Raw genomic sequence first — 19,468 nt, 5'->3', positions numbered from 1 at the left:
ACGGAAGCTCCCGCCCCATAGAGGCGTTGGCGTTGGGGAGGAGTCAGGCTATGGCTTCGCTGTCGTCCGGCGCGGTCTGATACCCGCTGGCTTCCCCAGGAGGAACGACATCATGAAGACTGTTTTCAAGGCTGGTCTCGCCGCCGCTGCCCTCTGCGTCCTCGGCGCCCTGCCCGCTTCGGCCCAGTCCCGCGTGCAGGTGGGTGAGCTGCGCTGCACCCTCGCGCCCAACGTGAGCTTCATCCTCGGCTCCGTGCGCGACATGAGCTGCACCTTCCAGGGCCGCAAGGGCCGGACCCGGACCTACACCGGCACGATTCGCCGCCTCGGCCTCGACGTGGGCGTGAGCGGCAAGGGCGTGCTGGTGTGGACGGTGTTCGCCCCCTCGTCCTCGGCTCGCCCCGAGAGCCTGCGCGGCAACTATGTGGGTGCCTCCGCCAATGCCGCCATCGGCGCCGGCCTCGGCGCGAACGCGCTGGTGGGTGGCAACAACAACACCATCACCCTGCAGCCGCTGTCCGTGGAAGCCCAGACCGGGCTGAACCTCGCCCTCGGCGTCGCCGACATGTCGCTGCGCTGATCGGGTCCGTCCCGAAGCCTTGCATTTGTGCCACACCCCCGGGGAAACCCTCGGGGGTGAAGGCATTTCAAGCCCCTAGCGAAATTGCAGCCACGATCTCTCCTTAAGAGGGGGTTGCGCGTATCCGCGGGGCGTCCTTTCCTCGCTTCACCGCATCATTGGGGGATCCCATGCGTACCTTGTCCGGCCTCATCGGCCTCGCCGCTGTCGCGGCTGTCTCCGCCACTCCCGCCGCCGCCGTCGAGGCGCCGAAGGTGCAGATCGGCGTGCTCGTGTGCTCCGTGGCCCCGTCCGTGGGCTTCATCCTCGGCTCCGTCCGCGACCTCGCCTGCGAGCTGCGCACCTCGCGCATCGAGCCCTACACCGTGCAGGCCGCCTACAAGGGCACCGTGTCGCGCTTCGGCATCGACCTCGGCATCACCTCGGCCAACACCCTGTCGTGGGCCGTGTTCGCCCCCTCCACCAGCGTGGGCCCCGGCGCTCTCGCCGGCCAGTATGTGGGCGTGTCGGCCAATGCGGCCTGGGGTCTCGGCGGCGGCGTGAACGTGCTGGTCGGCGGCTCCACCCAGACCGTCGCCCTCCAGCCCCTGTCCCTGGAAGGCCTGACCGGCGCCGCCGTGGCCGCCGGCGTCGCCGACCTGAAGCTGGAGCAGATCGCCGCTCCCAAGGCCGTGAAGGCCAAGATCACCAAGTGATCCGAAAGGGTCGCGGCGCAGCCTGAAGGGTCACCAAATGACCTGAAAGGCGTGCAAGATCGGGGCAGGAGATGATCATGAACAGCTTCCGCCCCGTCCTTCTCGCCGCCATGGCGAGCCTGCTGACGACGACCGCCGGGGCCCAGGGCCTCGGCAGCGTCCCCGCCCAGGGCGGCACCCAGCCGACGGGCCCGGCCACCGCCCAGGCCACACCCGCGGTGCAGGCCCTACCGCAGATGAATGTGACGCCGCCGGCCTCAAGTGCCGCGCCCGCGCCGCCCTCCACGGCGACCGCCCCTTCGGCCACCGGCCCCAGGATGCCGGCGGTGTCGTCGGGCCTCCTCGAATGCCGGGGAGACCTGGCCACAGCCACCGGCTTCGGCTCCACCCGCCGCGTGCGGTGCGAGTACCGCCCAAGCATGGGCCAGAATCACTATTACATCGGCACCCTCAACCGCACCGGCCTCGACATCGGCGTGTCGGACCAGGGCAGCATGCTGTGGGGTGTGCTCTCCACCTCACAAAGCCTTGATCGCGGGGCGCTGGCGGGGACCTATGTGGGCTTCACCTCGGGCTTCGCGCTCGGCCCCGGCTTCTCCGCGAACGTACTCGCAGCCCAGGACCCGGCCAAGCAGGTCACGCTCCAGCCCCTCAGCGTCTCCTCCGACAGCGGGCTCAGCCTTTCCATTGCCGGCGCCACCCTGGTGCTTGAGCCATCGACCCCGCTGGTCGCGGGCGATCCGCCGCCCCAGCCCGCGCGCTGAAACGCCCGCCCGCCCGCCGCCTCCCATGGCGGAGCCACACGACGGTGTGACTTGCGCCCGGCGCCGCGTGTCCCGATCCTCCCGCCGTGCCCGCCCGATGGGAAGTCCGCGCCTTGCCGGCGCGTCGCTCGGGAGGCCGGAACTGCCCCTTCCGGGAGGCCATGATGCTTGTGCGACGCCGGCGCGGCTGGGAGCTTCCCGAAGCCGCCGCTACCCCTGAATCGATCTATCTCAGCCGCCGTGCCCTCATTGGAGCCGGCGCGGGCCTCATCGGCGCCGCCGCCTTCGGCATTCCCGCCACGGCAAGCGCCGCGGCCGAGCCGGCCGGTGATCCCTCCGCCGCCCTCTACCCGGCGCCCATGAACCCGCGCTACACCCTCGACCGGCCGGTGACGCCGGAGGCCAAGTCCTCCGTGGTGAACAATTATTACGAGTTCAGCTACGCCAAGAACGTGGCGCCGGCCATGGGCCGCTTCCAGCGCCGCCCCTGGCGCATCGCCATCGACGGCCTGGTGGAAAAGCCCCAGGAGATGGACATCGACGACCTCCTGAAGAAGGTCCACCTGGAGGAGCGGCTCTACCGCCACCGCTGCGTGGAGGCTTGGTCCATGGCCATTCCCTGGACCGGCTTCCCCATGTCCGCTTTGGTGGAGCTGGCCCGGCCGACGTCAGCAGCAAAGTTCATCCGGATGGAGTCGTTCCGCGACCCCAAGATGGCGCCCAACCAGCGCGATTTCCGCTACCCCTGGCCCTATGTGGAGGGCGTGACCCTCAAGGAGGCGCAGAACGAGCTGGCCTTCCTCGTCACCGGCGCCTACGGCAAGCCCGCCCCCGGCCAGTTCGGCGCGCCGCTGCGGCTGGCGCTGCCGTGGAAATACGGCTTCAAGTCCGCCAAGGGCATTGTGCGCTTCACCTTCACCGACACCCAGCCGGTGAGCTTCTGGGAGGAGGTGCAGGGCGCCGAATACGGCTTCTGGGCCAATGTGAACCCCCGGGTGCCGCACCCGCGCTGGAGCCAGGCCAGCGAGGAAGACATCGCCACCGGCGAGCGCCGCCCAACCCTCCTCTTCAACGGCTATGCCGACGATGTGGCGCCCCTCTATGCGGGCATGGAGAGCCAGCGCATCTGGTATTGAGAGCCGAGGGCCGGTGGAAAAAACCCACAGGCCTTCGGCCAAGCCCGCTCAGCGTTGAGCGAAACCTGCCTGGTGCCTGCCGAAGGCGTGACATCTATTCCGGCGGCCCACCGCGATATTCCGGCTCAGCGAAGCCCTGCGGCGCGTCGCCCGCGTCGAAGGGCTCGTCCACCTCCACGAAGGTGTCGGGATAGAAGCCGTTGAAGCGGGTGCGCAGGGAGAGAGAATAAGCGCCCATGTGGCCGATCTCGATCCAATCGCCCGTCTCCACGCCCTGCGGCAGGTAAAAGGGGCGGGAGAGCACGTCCACGCTGTCGCAGGTGGCGCCGTAGATGCGAAACGGCTCGATGGCCTCCCCCCGCCCCGGCCGGCGGCGCCGGGCGGGATCGGGAATGTGCCGCACCGGCAGCAGGATCTTGCCCGTCCACGAATCCGAGAGCGAGGCCCAGATTCCGTCATTGATGTAGAGCCGCTGCCCCTTCTTCAGCAGCACCCGCACGATGACAGAGAAGGCGCGCGCGACGATGACCCGGCCGGGCTCCGCCACCAGCGGCACGCCGGAGAAGCCGTGGCGCTCCACAGCCTGCATCAGGCCGGAGACGATCTCCCCCAGGGGCGGCATCGCCCGCTCCTCCCGGCGCGGATCGCGGGCATAGGCGGCCGGAAAGCCCCCGCCCACGTCGAGCCCGTGAATGGGCACGCCCGCTGCCGCGCGCACCTCCGCCGCCATGGCGACGGCGCGGGCATAGGTGCCCGTATCCTCCACCTGGCTGCCCACGTGGAAGCACAGGCCGCAGCGGATGCCGAGGCCGTGGATGCGCCGCAGCAGCTCCGCCGCGTGGCCGGGCGCGGCGCCGAACTTGCGCGACAGCTCGTAGGCGGCCTCGCCCTTGGTGGCGAGCCGCACGAAGAAGGTGAGGTCCTGCGGATCGAGATCGAGCGCGCGGACCACGCGCAGGATCTTCGCCACCTCGTCCTCGTGGTCGAGGGCGGTGACGCGGATGCGGTAGCGCTCCAGCGCCAGCCGGATGTCCGACTGCGCCTTCACCGGGTGCATGTAGAAAAGCTCGGCGTCCGGCGCCAGGGCGCGCACGGCGGCGAACTCGGCGGGGCTCGCCACATCGAAGGCACTGATGCCGGCCCGCGCCAGGGTTTCGAGCACCATCGGCTCGCCGTTGGTCTTCACCGCATAGGCGGTCCTTCCCGGAAAGGCTGCGAGGAAGGCCGCCGCATCCGCCCGCAGCACCTGCGGCCGGAAGCAGTAGAGCGGATGATCGGGCCGCAGCTCCATCGCCGCCGCCCGCCCGCTGGCGAAGCGCGGCAGGCCTCCGGCGGGCAGCCCCTCGCGCGCGGCGCCGGGGCCACCGAAAGCGAAACGGGACTGGGACATGGGAGCCACCCTCCTGCGCGCCGCCGTGCTTTCTTCCTTATCCCAGCTTTCCGGCCGCGGCGCGACGGCCGCGGCGGGTAACGGGGGCCGGAAATGCGCATTGACGTTTTCTCAAGAAGTGTGGCACCCCTGCGCTTGACCGGCGTGGGTGGGGGCTCCATCGTCCGTGGCGACATGGCCGCGCGAGCGCGGCACAGACCAGTGGAGACGACCATGGGGATTGGGGTGCGCACCGCGAAAGCCAAGGCGGGCCGCACGGGCCTCGCCCGTCTGGCGGGCCTTGGAGCCGCCGCCCTCGGGCTCGCGCTGTCGCTCGGCCTCGCCGCTCCCCGCGCCCAGGCGGCGAACCTGCTGGAACTGAACTTCTGGCTCTCCGGCCCCAATTATTCCGGCAACGTGCCGGCCTGCGACGAGCAGGCCGCCCTCGGCCTCATCGCCCAGCGCTTCGGGGAGACGGAACAGCGGTTCTGGTCCTCCAATCTCACCATTACCCAGTTCGAGCGCCTGAGCGAGATCGCCTTCCGCCCCTGGGGGCCGGAATACCTGCCGCGCCGCTACTGCCACGGCACCGTCTACACCTCCGATGCCCGCAAGCGGCAGATCTATTACGCTATCGTCGAATCGGGCGGCCCCATCGGCGCCACTTGGGGCGTGGAATGGTGCATCGTCGGCCTTGATCGCGAATACGCCTTCGCCCCTTCCTGCAAGATGGTCCAGCCGTGAGGGCTGCGGCGGCCCCGCAGCCGCAGGGGCCCGCCGCATTCCAGGCGCCGGCCGCGCGCACGGGCACCGTGAGGCGCATGCTGCGCGGCGCCGCTCTGGCCGGAATGGCGCTCATCGCCGCGGCGCTCGCGCAGCCCGCGGCGGCCGAGGCTGATGCCTCCGGCTTCGATTTCTACGTGCTCTCGCTCTCCTGGTCCCCCACCTATTGCGAGGCGCGGGGCGCGCGGGCGGCCGACGAGCCGCAATGCGCTCTCACCCGCCCCTACGCCTTCGTGGTGCATGGCCTGTGGCCGCAGTACGAGCGCGGCTTTCCCGAATATTGCGAGAACCCCGCACCCTACGTGCCGAACGGCCTCGTCCGCTCCATGCTCGACATCATGCCCAGCAAGGGGCTGGTGATCCACGAGTGGAAGAAGCACGGCACCTGCTCCGGCCTCGACGCCACCGGCTACTTCAAGGCGATCCGCGCCGCGCGCGACAAGGTGGTGGTGCCTCCCGCGTTCCAGCGCCTCGACGACTACCGCATGGTGTCGCCGGCGCAGATCGAGGACGCCTTCCGCGCCGCCAATCCCGGCCTGCAGCCGGACATGATCTCCGTGGACTGCGACAAGCGCCGCCTGCGCGAAGTGCGCATCTGCCTCTCGCGCGAGAACCTCGCCTTCCGCCCCTGCCCGGAGGTGGACCGGCGCGCCTGCACCCTGCCGAGGATGGTGATGCCGCCCGTGCGCGGCAATTGAAGCCGCCTCGCCCGCATTTTCCCGCCGGAGCGGATCGAAAATGCCGCCCGCGCGCCGTATAGAGGCGGCAGCTTGAGCACCCCTCGCTCGAAACCGCCGCGGTGAACCACCCTCATGAATTATCGCCACGCCTTCCATGCCGGCAACCCGGCCGACGTGATGAAGCACGCGGTGCTCGCCCGCATCCTCGCCTACCTGGGGAAGAAGGACGCGCCCTACCGCGTGCTGGACACCCATGCCGGCGCGGGGCTCTACGACCTCGACGGCGCCAATGCCCAGCGCACGCTGGAGGCGGAAAGCGGCATCGAGGCGGTGCTGGCAGCCCAATTGCCGGAACAGGCGGCGGCGCTGCTGGCGCCCTATCTCGACACGGTGCGTGCCGTCAGGGCGGAAGGGCGGCGGCTCTATCCCGGCTCGCCGGCGCTGGCGCTGGCCCTCTCCCGCCCGCAGGACCGCTTCCTGTTCTGCGAGTTGAACAAGGAGGAGCGCGCCAAGCTGGAGAAGCGCGTGGGCGAGGACCATCGCGCCAAGATCCTGCCCCAGGACGGCTGGCAGGGGCTGGCCGCCCACCTGCCCCCGCGCGAGCGGCGCGGCGTGGTGCTGGTGGACCCGCCGTTCGAGGAGCAAGGCGAGTTCCACCGCATGGTGGAGGGACTGAAGGCCGCCCACGCCCGCTTCGCCACCGGCATCTTCATGCTGTGGTACCCCATCAAGGACCTGAGGGCGGTGGATGCCTTCCGGCGCGAGGTCGCGCAGCTCCAGATGCCCAAGACGCTGCGGGTGGAGATCGACTTCGCCGAGGTGCGCAGCCTCGACACCCTGTCCGGCAGCGGACTCATCATCGTGAACCCGCCGTTCACCCTGGCGGACGAGGTGCGCACCATGCTGGCGCCAGTCACCCCGCTGCTGGCGCGCGACGGCAAGGGGCGCCTGCGCGTCTCCTGGCTGACGGCGCACTGAGGCTCCCTTCCGAAAGTGGGCAGGCAAAGTGGAACGATCTCCCCTCCCACGCACGCCAGCCCGGTTTGCCGAACCGCAAGGCGTTCTTCCCGCAGACCGGATTCCCCTTCACCTGGAAACGCCGTAACCGGGGCCGCCACGGTCCCTCCAACCGGATGCCCCTCATGCTCCTGCGCTATTCCGCCACCTCGCCGTTCGCCCGCAAGGTGCGCCTCGCCGCCGCCGTCGCCGGCGTGCCGCTCGAACTCGAGCTCGCCGACACCACCAATCCGGACGACACGCTGCGCCTGCAGAACCCCCTCGGCAAGGTGCCGACGCTCATCACCGACGACGGCGACTGCCTTTATGATTCGCGGGTCATCCTGAGCTATCTCAACATCCTCTCCGGCGGTCGCCTGCTGCCCACAGAGCCGAAGGCCCTCATCCGCGCGATGAAGCTCCAGGCACTCGCGGACGGAATGACGGATGCGGGCGTCCTCGTGCTCTACGAGGCGCGCTTCCGCCCCGTGGAGAAGCACGAGCCGCGCTGGCTCGACCACCAGCGCCAGAAGATGGCCCGCGCGCTCGCGGCGCTGGAGGCGGCCCCGCCGCCTGCCGATGGCCCCATCGACGCGGCCGGGATCACCCTCGCCTGCGCCCTCGGCTTCCTGGATTTCCGCTTCGGCGGGGAATGGCGGGCGGGCCACCCCCGGCTGGTGGCCTGGCAGGCGGCGTTCGCCGCCCGCTGCCCCATGTTCGAGGAAACCGCCCCGCGCTGAACCGGCGATCGCGAAAAACAAAAAGGGCCGGCGGGAGATGCTCCCGCCGGCCCTTTTTGCTGTGTCCGGCCCCTCAGGCCGCAGCGTCGACGCGCGGCACCGGCACCATGAGGCCGCGGCTCTTCAGCTCGGCATAGGTGAGGTCCAGCACCTTCCAGGCGATGGCCACCAGCGCGTCCGCCTCGGCGTGGGAGAGGGTAAAGGGCGGGGCGAGGATCATGCCGTCGCGCACCGCGCGCATCACCAGCCCCTCGCGGAAGGAGAAGTCGCGGCAGATGAGGCCGACCGTGCCCTCCTCCGCCGCGAAGGCGGCGCGAGTGGCCTTGTCCGGGGTCAGCTCCAGCGCACCGATGAGGCCCACCATGCGCGCCTCGCCCACCAGCGGATGCTCGGCGAGCTTCAGCCAGCGCTCGCGAAGGTAGGGGCCGATATCGTGCTTCACGCGCGACACCAGCTTCTCCTCGTGCATGATCCTGAGGTTGGCGAGGGCCGCCGCGCAGCCGCCGGGATGGCCGGAATAGGTATAGCCGTGGTTGAAGTCTCCGCCGTTCTCGATAAAGCCTTCCGCCACCTTGTCGCCGACGATGACGCCGCCGAGCGGGAAATAGCCGGAGGTAATGCCCTTGGCGAAGGTGATGAGGTCCGGCTTCACCCCCATGAGCTGGGAGCCGAACCATTCCCCGGTGCGGCCGAAGCCGCAGATGACCTCGTCGCACACCAGCAGCACGTCGCGCTCGCGGCAGATCTTCTCCACCTCGGGCCAGTAGCTGGCCGGCGGGATGATGACGCCGCCCGCGCCCTGGATCGGCTCGCCGATGAAGGCAGCCACGTTCTCCGGCCCCGCCTCATCGATGGCGCGGGCCACCTCGCGGGCGGCAAACAGGCCGAATTCGTCGGGCTCCATGGCGCCGCCCTCGGCCCACCAATAGGGCTGCTGCACATGGATGATGCCGGGAATGGGCAGGCCGCCCTGGGCATGCATCGGCCCCATGCCGCCGAGCGAGGCGCCGCCCATGGTGGAGCCGTGGTAGGCGTTCTTGCGCGAGATGAAGATGGACTTCTGCGGTCGCCCCATGGAGGCCCAGTAGTGCCGCACCAGGCGCAGCACCGTGTCCACCGCCTCGGAGCCGCCGGAGGTGAAGAACACGCGGCTCATGCCCTGCGGCGCCACGTCCGCGATGGCGGCGGCAAGCTCGGCGGCGGCCGGGTGGGAGGTCTTGAAGAAGGTGTTGTAATAGTCGAGCTGGTGGAGCTGGGCGGCGATGGCATCGACGATCGCCTTGCGCCCGTGGCCCACCTGGGAGCACCACAGGCCGCTCATGCCGTCCAGGATCTTGTTCCCGTCGCTGTCATACACATAGACCCCTTCCGCCCGGGTGATGACGCGCACGCCTTCCGCGTTGAGCGCCTTCGTGTCCGAGAACGGATGCAGATGGTGGGCGGCGTCAAGCGCGCGCCAGTGGGCCGTCGAGTTGGACAGGGGGGAGGATGGCACGATGGAGAGTCTCCGTTTCGGTTTCAGACCGACGCCGGCCGGTTCGCGGGCGGAAGGACGGAACAGCTCCCGCCTCCCCGGCGCAGGGGAGAAAACGAGGCCTCCCGCAGCGTCCCGGCCCGTTCAGAAGATGTGAATTCCGCTTTCCCGTCAAGAAAGCCGCACGCGCCATCTCGACCGGACGCGAGCACCTTTCCCGTGCGGAAAGCGCGTTGGTTCAAGATCTTATGGCGCGCGTGCGAAGCCCGTGCGAACGATGAGGCTCCCACCTCCTCCGATTCGCAGCCCCCGATGATCGATCTGCCCCAAGCCTCCGGCTCCGCCATCGCGGCGCACGCGCCCGCAGGCTCTGCCCGCCGCGACGCCACCACACCGGCGGTGCGGATCGTCGTGTATGGCACCCACTCGGAGGACTGGAACGAGTCTCTGGCGCCGACGGCGCCGGTCTGGGCCCAGGTGGACGGCGTGCGCGAGGTGCTGCTGGCGGCGGACACGACCGCGCCCCTGCCCCCGCCGCGCGACGACATGCGCACCATCGTGCTGCCGCTGATGGAGCCGCACCTTCTGGCCTGCCCGCGCGCGGAACACGAAGGGCTGCTGCCCAGCCACGAGGCGGTCCGCACCCTCTCCGACAAGGGCGCCTTCGCCGCCTATGCCGCGCGCGAGGGGCTCGCCCACCACTGCCCGCCCGTCTTCGCCTCGCCGGAGGCGGCCGAGCTGCCGTGCGTCGTGAAGCGCCTCGACCTCAACGCCGGCGTGGGAGTGGAGGTGGCCGCCACCCGCAAGGCCCTGCGCGAGATGCTCGACACCGCGCCATGGAGCGGCTTCCCGGTGCTGATCCAGGGTTACGTGCCGCATGCGCATGAATTCGCGACGCACACCGTATGCCGGAAAGGGCGGATCGTGCTCCATCGCACATTCCGCAAGACGCTGCACGCGCAGGCGCGCATCCAGCGGCCGGGCAGCAGCGTCACCACCGCCGCTCCGCCGCCCGCGGACCGGCACCTGCGGGTATTGGAGAGCTTCCTGGCGCCGCTGCGCTACGATGGCCCCTGCAATTTCGACTACATGATCCGTGAAGACGGCTCGCCGTGCGTGTTTGAAATCAACCCGCGGCTCGGCGGCTCGCTGATGAAGACACCAAACCGCGCGGCGCTCGCAGCCGTGCTGAACGCCATCGTGCGCGGCGCCGGGCCGCTGGCCAGCGGGGCCTGACCCGCCGGCCAGGCCTTCACAGCCGCGTCCACACGGTCTTCAGGTCGCTGTATTTCTCCAGCGCGTGCAAGGACTTGTCTCGCCCGAAGCCGGATTGCTTCACGCCGCCGAAGGGCGTGGTGATGTCGTCGGCATCGAAGCAGTTCACATAGACGATGCCGGCCTTGAAGCGCCGTGCCACGCGGTGGGCTGCGGCAAGGTCCCCGCTCCACACCGCCGCGCCGAGGCCGTAGACGGTGCCGTTGGCGATCTCCACCGCCTCCTCCAGCCCATCGAAGCCGATGGCGGAGAGCACCGGGCCGAAGATCTCCTGCTGCGCCAAGGAGGAGCCCGGCGCCACGTCGTCGAACACCGTGGGCGCCACGAAGGCGCCGCCCGTCTCCTCCAGCACCGCCGCGCCGCCGGTGACGAGCCGCGCCCCCTCGGCGATGCCGCGGTCGATGGCGGACAGGATGCGCCGCTGATGCTCCCGGCTCACCACCGCGCCGGCCGGCGCCGCCGGATCGAGCGGGTTGCCCGGCATCCAGCGCGGGGCCAGGGCGGCGATGCGCGCCACCAGCTCGGCGCGGATGCGATTGTCCACCAGCAGCCGCGAGGCGGCGGTGCACATTTCGCCCTGGTTGAAGAAGATGCCTCCGGCCACCGCCTCCGCCACAGCGTCGAGGTCCGGCACGTCGTGGGCCACCACGAAGGCGGTCTTGCCGCCCAGCTCCAGGTAGACGCGCTTGAGGTTGCTGTCGGAGGAATAGCGCATGAAATAGCGCCCCACCTCGGTGGAGCCGGTGAAGGCGAGCGCATCCACGTCCATGTGGAGGCCCAGCGCCTTGCCGGCCTCCACGCCCAGGCCCGGCACCACGTTGAACACCCCGTCAGGAATACCGGCCGCGTGCGCCAGCTCGGCAAGGCGCAAGGCGGTGAGGGGCGATTCCTCCGCCGGCTTCAGCACCACCGAATTGCCCATGGCGAGGGCGGGGGCCACCTTCCAGGCGGCCATGATCATGGGGAAGTTCCAGGGCGTCACGCAGCCCACCACGCCCAGCGGCTCGCGCAGGATGAGGGCGAGATTGTCCGCGGTGGTGGGGGCGATCTCGCCATACACCTTGTCGGCGCACTCGCCGTAATAGGCGAAGCAGTCGGCCGCCGCGCGCACATCGACGGCGCGGGCGTCCGAGATGGGCTTGCCCATGTTGAGCGTCTCGGTGAGGGCCAGCTCGTCGCGGTGCTCGCGGATCAGCTCGGCGAAGCGCTGCAGGGTGCGCTTGCGCTCCAGCGGGCGCAGCCCGGCCCAGCGGCGGTCCTCGAACGCGCGGCGGGCGGCGGAAACGGCGCGGTCGATGTCGGCGGTGTCTCCCGCAGCCACCTCCGCCAGCACCTCCCCCGTGGCCGGGTTCACGGCGCTGAAGGTGCGCCCCGAGGCGGCCGGCGCGAAGGCGCCGTCGATGAAGGCCTGGGTACGGAAGGCGGGACGCTCTGCGGATTCCGCGGTCGCGGTCATGATGGCTCCTCGGCCGCGGGACGGGCCTGAAGCCTCGAAACTGGCGCGCCGGCGCGGGCGGCGTCAAGGCACCGCGGCGCCGTTCACAGCCCTTGGCCGGCAAACCTCCGTACTACGTTCCGTCACCGGAATGCCCCGATGCCGGCCCATCCGGGCGCCCGGCACAACCGACGGCGCCCACGCCGATTTGCCGGCGAAGCTTAAATTTCCCTTCATTAATCAATGAAACGTAAACAGCCGGCGCGCGTGCGCACAGCCGTTCGCCGCCCACGGCGGGGCTTCGGCGGAAAGCAGCGAGAGCCGCGTTGGAGATGAAAAGGCGCGCGCGGCGCCTCAGCGGCCCATTTCCGGCGGCTCCCCGTCCTCGTCCTCCTCAGCGGTGACGGGAATGGCATAGGCGCCGGAGAGCCAGCGATTGAGGTCCACGTCGGCGCAGCGCTTGGAACAGAAGGGGCGATACTTCTCCACCGGCGGCTTGCCGCAGATGGGGCACGGCTTCGACGCAGGCAGATTGGATTCCGGCACCTTGGGCGCGTCCTTTTCCGGATCGCCGCTCACTGGGCCAGCTCCGCCCAGCCGGCACGCACGGGATAGCCCTCGCCGGAAAGTAGGCCCACTGCCTCGATCAGCGGCAGCCCCACCACATTGGTGTAGGAGCCCACCAGCTTCACCACGAACGAGCCGGCGATGCCCTGGATAGCATAGCCACCGGCCTTGCCGCGCCACTCGCCGCAGTCGAGGTAGTCGTCCATCTCCGCCCGAGAGAGGCGCTTGAAGCGCACCCGCGTCTCCACGAGGCGCGTGTGGTCGCGGCCCCTGCGGTCCACCACGCACACGCCGGTGAAGACCCGGTGGCTGCGGCCCGAAAGCAGGCGCAGGCACTCTTCCGCCTCATCGCGCAGATCCGGCTTGGGCAGGATGCGCCGGCCCACCGCCACCACCGTGTCGGCGGAAAGAATGATGGCCTCGAGCCCCGCCTCCCGCGCACGCGCGGCGACGATCCGGCCCTTCTCGACGGCGAGGCGCTGGGCCAGCCGGCGCGGCAACTCGCCCCGCTCGGGGCTTTCATCCACGTCGGCGGGCATCAGCAGATCGGGCTCGATGCCCACCTGGTTGAGCAGCGCCAGCCGGCGCGGCGAGCCGGACGCCAGGACAAGCTTGAGCTGATCGGTCACACCCATCTCCTGATTCCGCCGGATGCCGGGGCGGCGAACCGCGCCGTCCCGACATCGCGCTCCCACGCTCTAGCGGAAAGGGCCGGCGCTGTGAACGGCGCGCAGCGCACCCCTCAATCGCGCTTCGGCGCATCCTGTGAACCCGTGCCGGGATCATCCGCCAGGAGCGAGGGTTCTGCGGCCTCCTCCTCGGCGATGGCCTCCAGCACCTCTCCCCTGGCGGCGCGGTTGCCGGCGATGACGCCGATCACCACCAGCTGGAGGAAGTGATAGATCATGATCGGGGTGATGATGAGCGAGAGCTGCGGCGAGGTACCAAACATCACCTTGGCGATGGGAAGCCCCGTCGCCAGCGACTTCTTGGACCCGCAGAACAGCACCGCCGTGGTGTCCGCGTGGTTGAAGCCCACCAGCCGGCAGAACAGGCCGATGAGCAAGTAGACCACCACGAACAGCAGGCCGACGCCCGCCACCATCTCCACCAGCAGCGCCACGCTGTGGCCGCTCCACACCCCTTCCGCCACGCTATCGCAGAAGGCGTTGTAGACGATGGCGAGAATCACCGCCCGGTCGGCGATCTTCACCACCACCTTGTGCTTCTCCACCAGCTTCAGCAGCAGCGGGCGCAGCATCTGCCCGACCGCAAGCGGCAGCAGGACGATGAGGACCAGCTTCAGGATGACGTCGCCGAGCGCCATGGTGCCGCCGGTGGCGTGCAGGTACCAGGCCATCAGCAGCGGCGTCACGAACACGCCGATGAGCGAGGAGACGGAGGCGTTGAAGATCGCCACCGGCACGTTGCCCCGCGCCAGCGAGGTCATGGCCACCGAGGACGACACCGTGGACGGCAGCGCCGCCAGGAAGAAGAAGCCGATGCCCACCTCCTCCGGCATCAGCCGGTTGATGAGCGGCATGGCCAGCACCACCACCAGCGGGAACAGGGCAAATGTGGCGAGCTGCACCACGAGGTGGAGCTGCCAGCGGGTGGCGCTCTCCAGCAGCCGCCGGGTGGCGAGCGAAATGCCGTAGAGGAAGAAAATAACGCCGATGCCCCAGGTGGCCGCGCGATCGGCGTGGAGGAAGCCGCCGGTGACGCCGGGCGCGGGCCAGAGGATGGCAAGCACGACCACGCCGACCAGCGCCGGCAGGAAGGGATCGATTTTGAATCGCGCGGACGCGGGCTTGGAAGGCGCGGAGCTGGGAGGCGTGGACTTCGGCGGCGTGGATCTGGAGGACATGGCTTGGGGCAGACGTGAGAAAGAGGAAACTTCGAAGCGGCGCTCGCCCGCGGCGACAGCGCAGTCACGAAGCAAGGTGCCGGTCGCTGCCCTGGATGCTCGGGCACGCGGACACGGGGTCCGGGCCCTGCGGGCAGGCCGCCATCCCGTGCGGGACGGGCCGGCGCAAATTGGTCTGCCTTTCCCCACCGGTCAACCTTCGCCGAACCGGGGCAAGGGAAGCCCGCGCCCCGGAAACGAACTCCCCTGGAATTGCGTCCACCAGCCAAGCCTTTCGCGCAACGGGAGAAATCTCACGCTGCGGACGCAGCCGGCGCGGGCGCCAGCAGACCAGGGGGCGGCGGGGGCGCGCCACGCGCCCGTGCATTTTTCGAAGCCGGGACAAGAACACGCGGGCGTTCGCCGCCCCACCGGGCGCCGATGGCGCGCGACGACTGCAGCGCACGCGCCATTCCGAGAATTGTCTCGGCCGCCGGGGCGGGCTATGAGTTGAAAAAACGTGCTTCGCCCAAACATCGTGCAGGATGAATTTGTAGGCGCAGCCACCAGAGCAGAGGGGTCCAGCGGCGGATGGAGATCTTCCTCCAGCAGCTCATCAACGGATTGACCCTGGGGTCGATCTACGGCTTGATCGCCATTGGCTACACCATGGTGTTCGGCATCATCGGCATGGTCAACTTCGCCCATGGCGACGTGTTCATGGTGAGCGCCTTCATCGGCCTCATCTGCGTCCTGCTGCTCACCACGGTGGTCGGCATCAGCTCCATCTTCCTGGTGCTGGCCATCACGCTGGTGGTGGCCATGCTGTTCACGGGGCTGACGAGCTGGGCCATCGAGCGGGTGGCCTACCGGCCGCTGCGCGGCTCGTTCCGCCTCGCGCCCATGATCTCCGCCATCGGCATGTCCATCTTCCTGTCGAACTTCGTGCAGGTGGCCCAGGGCCCGCGCAACAAGCCGCTGCCCCCCATGGTGCCGGACGTGATCGTGCTGATGGAGCGCGACGGCTACGCGGTCACGCTTGCCTATAAGCAGATCATCATCATGGCCGTCACGGCGGGCCTTCTCGTCGGCTTCTGGTGGCTGGTGCAGAAGACGCCGCTCGGCCGCGCCCAGCGCGCCTGCGAGCAGGACCGCAAGATGGCCGCGCTGCTCGGCATCAATGTGGACCGCACCATCTCGCTCACCTTCGTCATCGGCGCCGCCCTCGCCGCCGTGGCCGGGGTGATGTACCTGATGTATTATGGTGTGGTGAATTTCGCGGACGGCTTCGTGCCGGGGGTGAAGGCGTTCACGGCGGCGGTGCTCGGCGGCATCGGCTCGCTGCCCGGCGCGGTGCTGGGGGGCCTGCTGATCGGCCTCATCGAGACCTTCTGGTCCGCCTACTTCTCCATTGAATACAAGGATGTAGCTGCATTTTCCATCCTCGTGGTGGTGCTCATCTTCATGCCCCAGGGACTGCTCGGCAGGCCGGAAGTGGAGAAGGTGTGATGGCGGCCCACAGATCCGACCTGTGGGAGCGTGAGGAAGGTCCGCCGGAAGGCGCCGCGCCGCCGGCCGCCCCTGCCCCGCCCCCGGCCGAGGCGGTGCTGCTGCCGGCCCTCAAGGATGCGGTCGCGAGCGGCATCATCACCGCCCTGCTGCTGCTGCCCCTGGTGGGCTTCCGCGCCACCGAATCCGGTTCCGGCCCCCTCACCCTCACCTACCGCTTCGGCCTGGTGGCGGTGTTCGCGGGGCTGGTGACAGTGCTGCGGCTGATGCTGAGCCTCACCTTGTGGCGGCCGGGCCGCAGCGCGGCACCGCGGCGCTCGCCCCTGCTGGCCGGGCTCGCGGGCAGGCTGGGACCGGCGGCCAAGCCCGCATTCCTCCTGGTGGCGCTGGCCTACCCCTTCCTCGCCATCGGCCTCTCCGGCGGCCTTTCGCCCAGCCGCTACTGGGTGGACCTCGGCATCTACATCCTCACCTATGTGATGCTCGGCTGGGGCCTCAACATCGTGGTGGGCCTCGCCGGCCTGCTGGATCTCGGCTACGTGGCCTTCTACGCGGTGGGGGCCTACACCTTCGCTCTGCTCGCCACCAGCGTGCCGCTCAACGCCTTCCTCGACGCCCATCTGGCGGAGGGGTTCTGGGCGGCGTGGTCGTTCTGGGTGTGCCTGCCGGTGGCGGGCATCCTGGCCGGCCTGTGGGGGCTCATCCTGGGCTTTCCGGTGCTGCGGCTGCGGGGCGACTACCTCGCCATCGTGACCCTGGCGTTCGGCGAGATCATCCGCCTCGTGCTCATCAACTGGGTGTCGCTGACCAACGGCGGGGCGGGCATCTCCTCCATCCCGCCCATCACCTTCTTCGGCGTGCCCTTCAGCAGCGGCGACGACGGCTTCGCCGCCCGTGTCGGGCTCGAGTATGATTCGATGCACCGGATGATCTTCCTCTATTTCGTCATCCTGGGGCTCGCGGTGCTCACCGCCCTCGCCACCTTGCGGCTGCGCCGGATGCCGGTGGGCCGGGCCTGGGAAGCGCTGCGCGAGGACGAGATCGCCTGCCGCTCGCTCGGCATCAACACCACGCTGACCAAGCTCACCGCCTTCGCCACCGGCGCCATGTTCGGCGGTTTCGCGGGCGCTTTCTTCGCGGTGCGGGTGCGGTTCGTCTCGCCCGAGAGCTTCACTTTCATGGAATCGGCGGTCATCCTCGCCATCGTGGTGCTCGGCGGCATGGGCTCGCAGATGGGGGTGGCGGCGGCGGCAGTGCTGCTCATCGGCGGCATGGAGATGCTGCGTAACCTCAGCTTCCTGAAGGCGAGCTTCCTGTTCGGGCCGGATTTCGACCCCTCGCTCTACCGCATGCTCATCTTCGGCTTCGCCATGGTGGCGGTGATGGTGTGGCGCCCGCGCGGCCTGGTGGCGAGCCGCATGCCCACCATCTTCCTGAGGGAGCGCAAGGCGGTCTCCGGCGCGCTCGTGAAGGAGGGCCACGGCTGATGGCCGAGCTCGCCCTCCCCCGCAGCTGGGACCGCAACCCGCTGCTGCAGGTGGACCACCTGTCCATGCGCTTCGGCGGCCTCGTCGCGGTGGGCGACGTCTCCTTCCGCGCCGGGCGCGGCGAGGTGACGGCGGTGATCGGCCCGAACGGCGCCGGCAAGACCACCGTGTTCAACTGCATCACCGGCTTCTACAAGCCCTCCACCGGTCGCCTCGCCCTGATGCACGGCGGCCCGGCCACCGCGCAGGAGCTCGACGCCCTCACCACTGGCGGCCTCCCGCGGGCCAGCACCTCCGCCGGCGCCGCCTATCTGCTGGAACGCCTGCCGGACCACAAGGTCTCCTCCTGGGCCAAGGTGGCGCGCACCTTCCAGAACATCCGCCTGTTCTCGGGCATGACCGTGCTGGAGAACCTGCTGGTGGCGCAGCACATGTCGCTCACCGAGGCCGGCCTCATCAATCCCGCCGCTTTGCTCAACCTGCCTTCCTGGCGGCGCCGGCAGAAGGAGGCGGTGGACCACGCCCTCTACTGGCTCGACAAGATCAAGCTCACCGCCCGCGCCGACGACCCGGCCGGCGACCTGCCCTATGGCGACCAGCGGCGGCTGGAGATCGCCCGCGCCATGTGCACAAGGCCCGTGCTGCTGTGCCTCGACGAGCCGGCGGCGGGCCTCAACCCACGCGAATCCCACGAGCTGAACACCTTGCTGCTCGCCATCCGGGCCGATCACGAGACCTCCATCCTGCTCATCGAGCACGACATGAGCGTGGTGATGGAGATCTCCGACCATGTCGTGGTCCTGGAATACGGCCGCAAGATCGCCGACGGCAGCCCCAGGGAGGTGCGCGACGACCCCAGGGTCATCGCCTCCTATCTCGGCGTCGAGGACGAGGAAGAAGCCGTCGCCGCGACGGGGGTGAGCGCATGAACACCCCCGCGAAGGCCGCCCCCCTGCTCGCCGTGCGGGGCGTGAAGGCCTACTACGGCAACATCATCGCCCTGAAGGGCGTGGACCTCGACATCAACGCGGGGGAGATCGTCACCCTCATCGGCGCCAACGGGGCCGGCAAGTCCACGCTGATGATGACCATCTGCGGCTCGCCCCAGGCGCGCGAGGGGCGTGTGACCTTCGCGGGGCGCGACATCACCCGCCTGCCCACCCACGAGATCATGCGCCTCAGGATCGCCCAGTCGCCGGAAGGCCGGCGCATCTTCCCGCGCATGACCGTGTACGAGAACCTGCAGATGGGCGCGGCGGTGGAGGGCGGCACCCACTTCGCGGAGGATCTCGAGCGCATGTTCGAGATGTTCCCCCGCCTCAAGGAGCGCATCGGCCAGCGCGGCGGCACCCTCTCCGGCGGCGAGCAGCAGATGCTGGCCATCGCCCGCGCGCTCATGAGCCGGCCGCGCCTGCTGCTGCTGGACGAGCCCTCCCTCGGCCTCGCCCCGCTGGTGGTGCGGCAGATCTTCGAGGCCATCCGCACCCTGAACGCGGCCGAGGGCCTCACCGTCTTCCTGGTGGAGCAGAACGCCTACCACGCCCTGAAGCTCGCCCACCGCGGCTATGTCATGGTCAACGGCGTCATCACCATGAGCGGCACGGGCGCGGACCTGCTCGCCCGGCCGGAGGTGCGCGCCGCCTATCTCGAAGGAGGGCATTGAGATGGCGCGCGATCCGGGCAACCCCTCCTCCCCTCTGCTGGTGGTCCCCCTCGTTCTCATCGCCCTGTTCGTGCTCGCGGCGGCGCTGGCGCCGCAGGAGGTCACGGGAGGCTCGCTGGGAGACTTCCTGCTGGTGTCGCTGGTGATGGGCGGCTCAGCGGCCTGGCTCACCGGCAAGGCGGTGGCGCGGGCCTGGCGCTCGCCGGCCTCCCTCGCGCTCTATTGCGTGCCGCTGGCGGCGGCGGTGCGCTTCTGCCACTTCGCTCTGTTCGCGGACGATCTCTTTTCGCCCGCCGCCTCGCTGGCGGAAATCGTCTTCCTGTTCGCGGTGGCGGCCCTCGGTTTCCGCGCGGTGCGCCGGCGGCAGATGAGCGTTCAGTACGGCTGGATGTTCGCGCCCGCAGGCCCCCTGTGCTGGCGTCGCCTCGACGGCGACGAAGCGGCGGACGGCCCGCCGGGGCCGTGACAG

Annotated in this window: 20 protein-coding genes; 14 read left to right on the top strand and 6 right to left on the bottom strand. The window is 69.7% G+C overall.

The window, feature by feature from the left end:
- The first annotated feature begins 112 nt into the window (after positions 1–112).
- From V5F61_RS12920 to msrP, 4 genes are all read left to right on the top strand, one after another.
- A complete protein-coding gene (locus V5F61_RS12920) occupies positions 113–580 on the top strand; it encodes a DUF992 domain-containing protein (protein ID WP_393989396.1) in 468 nt (155 codons plus the stop codon).
- Between the two features lie 170 nt (positions 581–750).
- Positions 751–1,275 carry a DUF992 domain-containing protein gene (locus tag V5F61_RS12915; RefSeq protein ID WP_393989395.1) on the top strand — a complete coding sequence of 175 codons (525 nt, stop codon included), beginning with the start codon at positions 751–753 and terminating at the stop codon, positions 1,273–1,275.
- Between the two features lie 77 nt (positions 1,276–1,352).
- Entirely contained in the window at positions 1,353–2,039 is a 687-nt protein-coding gene (locus V5F61_RS12910; RefSeq protein WP_393989394.1) for a DUF992 domain-containing protein, read from the top strand.
- Between the two features lie 164 nt (positions 2,040–2,203).
- A complete protein-coding gene (gene msrP / locus V5F61_RS12905; protein WP_393989409.1) occupies positions 2,204–3,175 on the top strand; it encodes a protein-methionine-sulfoxide reductase catalytic subunit MsrP in 972 nt (323 codons plus the stop codon).
- 94 nt (positions 3,176–3,269) lie between these two features.
- Here the strand turns inward: msrP and V5F61_RS12900 are convergent, their stop codons facing one another.
- Positions 3,270–4,466 (bottom strand): alanine racemase, encoded by a 1,197-nt coding sequence (locus V5F61_RS12900; protein WP_393989408.1) that lies wholly within the window; start codon positions 4,464–4,466, stop codon positions 3,270–3,272.
- 312 nt (positions 4,467–4,778) lie between these two features.
- On the opposite strand from V5F61_RS12900, the gene V5F61_RS12895 reads away from it, so the two are divergent.
- The 4 genes from V5F61_RS12895 (at position 4,779) to V5F61_RS12880 (ending at position 7,743) form a co-directional block, all read left to right on the top strand.
- A complete protein-coding gene (locus V5F61_RS12895) occupies positions 4,779–5,288 on the top strand; it encodes a hypothetical protein (protein ID WP_393989393.1) in 510 nt (169 codons plus the stop codon).
- Positions 5,285–6,025, top strand: a complete 741-nt coding sequence (locus V5F61_RS12890) for a ribonuclease T2 family protein (RefSeq protein ID WP_445329454.1) — start codon at positions 5,285–5,287, stop codon at positions 6,023–6,025. Before V5F61_RS12895 ends, V5F61_RS12890 begins: the two co-directional genes overlap by 4 nt.
- A gap of 114 nt (positions 6,026–6,139) precedes the next feature.
- A complete protein-coding gene (locus tag V5F61_RS12885) occupies positions 6,140–6,985 on the top strand; it encodes a 23S rRNA (adenine(2030)-N(6))-methyltransferase RlmJ (RefSeq protein ID WP_393989392.1) in 846 nt (281 codons plus the stop codon).
- Between the two features lie 164 nt (positions 6,986–7,149).
- Complete coding sequence (locus tag V5F61_RS12880) at positions 7,150–7,743, top strand: glutathione S-transferase N-terminal domain-containing protein (protein ID WP_393989391.1); 594 nt, start codon at positions 7,150–7,152, stop codon at positions 7,741–7,743.
- Between the two features lie 73 nt (positions 7,744–7,816).
- On the opposite strand, the gene V5F61_RS12875 is transcribed toward V5F61_RS12880, so the two are convergent.
- Positions 7,817–9,238 (bottom strand): aspartate aminotransferase family protein, encoded by a 1,422-nt coding sequence (locus V5F61_RS12875; RefSeq protein ID WP_393989390.1) that lies wholly within the window; start codon positions 9,236–9,238, stop codon positions 7,817–7,819.
- Between the two features lie 291 nt (positions 9,239–9,529).
- Between V5F61_RS12875 and V5F61_RS12870 the strand changes: the two genes are divergently transcribed.
- The gene (locus V5F61_RS12870; RefSeq protein ID WP_393989389.1) at positions 9,530–10,453 is read left to right on the top strand and encodes a hypothetical protein; all 924 of its coding nucleotides are present in this window, start codon (positions 9,530–9,532) and stop codon (positions 10,451–10,453) included.
- A gap of 16 nt (positions 10,454–10,469) precedes the next feature.
- On the opposite strand, the gene V5F61_RS12865 is transcribed toward V5F61_RS12870, so the two are convergent.
- The 4 genes from V5F61_RS12865 to V5F61_RS12850 form a co-directional block, all read right to left on the bottom strand.
- On the bottom strand, positions 10,470–11,948 hold the full coding sequence (locus V5F61_RS12865; RefSeq protein WP_393989388.1) for an aldehyde dehydrogenase: 1,479 nt from the start codon (positions 11,946–11,948) through the stop codon (positions 10,470–10,472).
- 333 nt (positions 11,949–12,281) lie between these two features.
- Positions 12,282–12,506, bottom strand: coding sequence for a DNA gyrase inhibitor YacG (yacG, locus tag V5F61_RS12860; protein WP_393989387.1), 225 nt, complete (start codon positions 12,504–12,506; stop codon positions 12,282–12,284).
- The gene (locus tag V5F61_RS12855; RefSeq protein WP_393989386.1) at positions 12,503–13,129 is read right to left on the bottom strand and encodes a Maf family nucleotide pyrophosphatase; all 627 of its coding nucleotides are present in this window, start codon (positions 13,127–13,129) and stop codon (positions 12,503–12,505) included. Before V5F61_RS12855 ends, yacG begins: the two co-directional genes overlap by 4 nt.
- 107 nt (positions 13,130–13,236) lie before the next feature.
- The gene (locus V5F61_RS12850; protein ID WP_393989385.1) at positions 13,237–14,361 is read right to left on the bottom strand and encodes a bile acid:sodium symporter family protein; all 1,125 of its coding nucleotides are present in this window, start codon (positions 14,359–14,361) and stop codon (positions 13,237–13,239) included.
- Between the two features lie 570 nt (positions 14,362–14,931).
- Between V5F61_RS12850 and V5F61_RS12845 the strand changes: the two genes are divergently transcribed.
- Genes V5F61_RS12845 through V5F61_RS12825 form a run of 5 tightly spaced genes read left to right on the top strand, consistent with a single transcriptional unit; the run spans position 14,932 to position 19,465 of the window.
- The gene (locus V5F61_RS12845) at positions 14,932–15,849 is read left to right on the top strand and encodes an ABC transporter permease subunit (protein ID WP_393989384.1); all 918 of its coding nucleotides are present in this window, start codon (positions 14,932–14,934) and stop codon (positions 15,847–15,849) included.
- Complete coding sequence (gene livM / locus V5F61_RS12840) at positions 15,849–17,336, top strand: high-affinity branched-chain amino acid ABC transporter permease LivM (RefSeq protein WP_393989383.1); 1,488 nt, start codon at positions 15,849–15,851, stop codon at positions 17,334–17,336. The genes V5F61_RS12845 and livM overlap by 1 nt, the downstream gene beginning before the upstream one ends.
- On the top strand, positions 17,336–18,265 hold the full coding sequence (locus V5F61_RS12835) for an ABC transporter ATP-binding protein (RefSeq protein ID WP_393989382.1): 930 nt from the start codon (positions 17,336–17,338) through the stop codon (positions 18,263–18,265). The genes livM and V5F61_RS12835 overlap by 1 nt, the downstream gene beginning before the upstream one ends.
- Positions 18,262–18,999: an ABC transporter ATP-binding protein gene (locus V5F61_RS12830; RefSeq protein WP_393989381.1), complete on the top strand. Its 738-nt coding sequence runs from the start codon at positions 18,262–18,264 to the stop codon at positions 18,997–18,999. The genes V5F61_RS12835 and V5F61_RS12830 overlap by 4 nt, the downstream gene beginning before the upstream one ends.
- Position 19,000: 1 nt before the next feature.
- Complete coding sequence (locus V5F61_RS12825) at positions 19,001–19,465, top strand: DUF6867 family protein (RefSeq protein WP_393989380.1); 465 nt, start codon at positions 19,001–19,003, stop codon at positions 19,463–19,465.
- Positions 19,466–19,468 lie beyond the last annotated feature (3 nt).

Origin of the sequence: Xanthobacter sediminis (assembly GCF_043195015.1) — a bacterium.
Taxonomy (GTDB): Bacteria; Pseudomonadota; Alphaproteobacteria; order Rhizobiales; family Xanthobacteraceae; genus Xanthobacter.
This window is presented reverse-complemented; position numbering and strand designations above follow the sequence as displayed.

Coding starts and splice junctions, on each gene's coding strand:
- V5F61_RS12920 (WP_393989396.1), top strand. CDS start 113: ATGAAGACTGTTTTCAAGGCTGGTCTCGCCGCCGCTGCCCTCTGCGTC.
- V5F61_RS12915 (WP_393989395.1), top strand. CDS start 751: ATGCGTACCTTGTCCGGCCTCATCGGCCTCGCCGCTGTCGCGGCTGTC.
- V5F61_RS12910 (WP_393989394.1), top strand. CDS start 1,353: ATGAACAGCTTCCGCCCCGTCCTTCTCGCCGCCATGGCGAGCCTGCTG.
- msrP (WP_393989409.1), top strand. CDS start 2,204: ATGCTTGTGCGACGCCGGCGCGGCTGGGAGCTTCCCGAAGCCGCCGCT.
- V5F61_RS12900 (WP_393989408.1), bottom strand. CDS start 4,466: ATGGAGCTGCGGCCCGATCATCCGCTCTACTGCTTCCGGCCGCAGGTG.
- V5F61_RS12895 (WP_393989393.1), top strand. CDS start 4,779: ATGGGGATTGGGGTGCGCACCGCGAAAGCCAAGGCGGGCCGCACGGGC.
- V5F61_RS12885 (WP_393989392.1), top strand. CDS start 6,140: ATGAATTATCGCCACGCCTTCCATGCCGGCAACCCGGCCGACGTGATG.
- V5F61_RS12880 (WP_393989391.1), top strand. CDS start 7,150: ATGCTCCTGCGCTATTCCGCCACCTCGCCGTTCGCCCGCAAGGTGCGC.
- V5F61_RS12870 (WP_393989389.1), top strand. CDS start 9,530: ATGATCGATCTGCCCCAAGCCTCCGGCTCCGCCATCGCGGCGCACGCG.
- V5F61_RS12865 (WP_393989388.1), bottom strand. CDS start 11,948: ATGACCGCGACCGCGGAATCCGCAGAGCGTCCCGCCTTCCGTACCCAG.
- V5F61_RS12855 (WP_393989386.1), bottom strand. CDS start 13,129: ATGGGTGTGACCGATCAGCTCAAGCTTGTCCTGGCGTCCGGCTCGCCG.
- V5F61_RS12850 (WP_393989385.1), bottom strand. CDS start 14,361: ATGTCCTCCAGATCCACGCCGCCGAAGTCCACGCCTCCCAGCTCCGCG.
- V5F61_RS12845 (WP_393989384.1), top strand. CDS start 14,932: ATGGAGATCTTCCTCCAGCAGCTCATCAACGGATTGACCCTGGGGTCG.
- livM (WP_393989383.1), top strand. CDS start 15,849: ATGGCGGCCCACAGATCCGACCTGTGGGAGCGTGAGGAAGGTCCGCCG.
- V5F61_RS12835 (WP_393989382.1), top strand. CDS start 17,336: ATGGCCGAGCTCGCCCTCCCCCGCAGCTGGGACCGCAACCCGCTGCTG.
- V5F61_RS12830 (WP_393989381.1), top strand. CDS start 18,262: ATGAACACCCCCGCGAAGGCCGCCCCCCTGCTCGCCGTGCGGGGCGTG.
- V5F61_RS12825 (WP_393989380.1), top strand. CDS start 19,001: ATGGCGCGCGATCCGGGCAACCCCTCCTCCCCTCTGCTGGTGGTCCCC.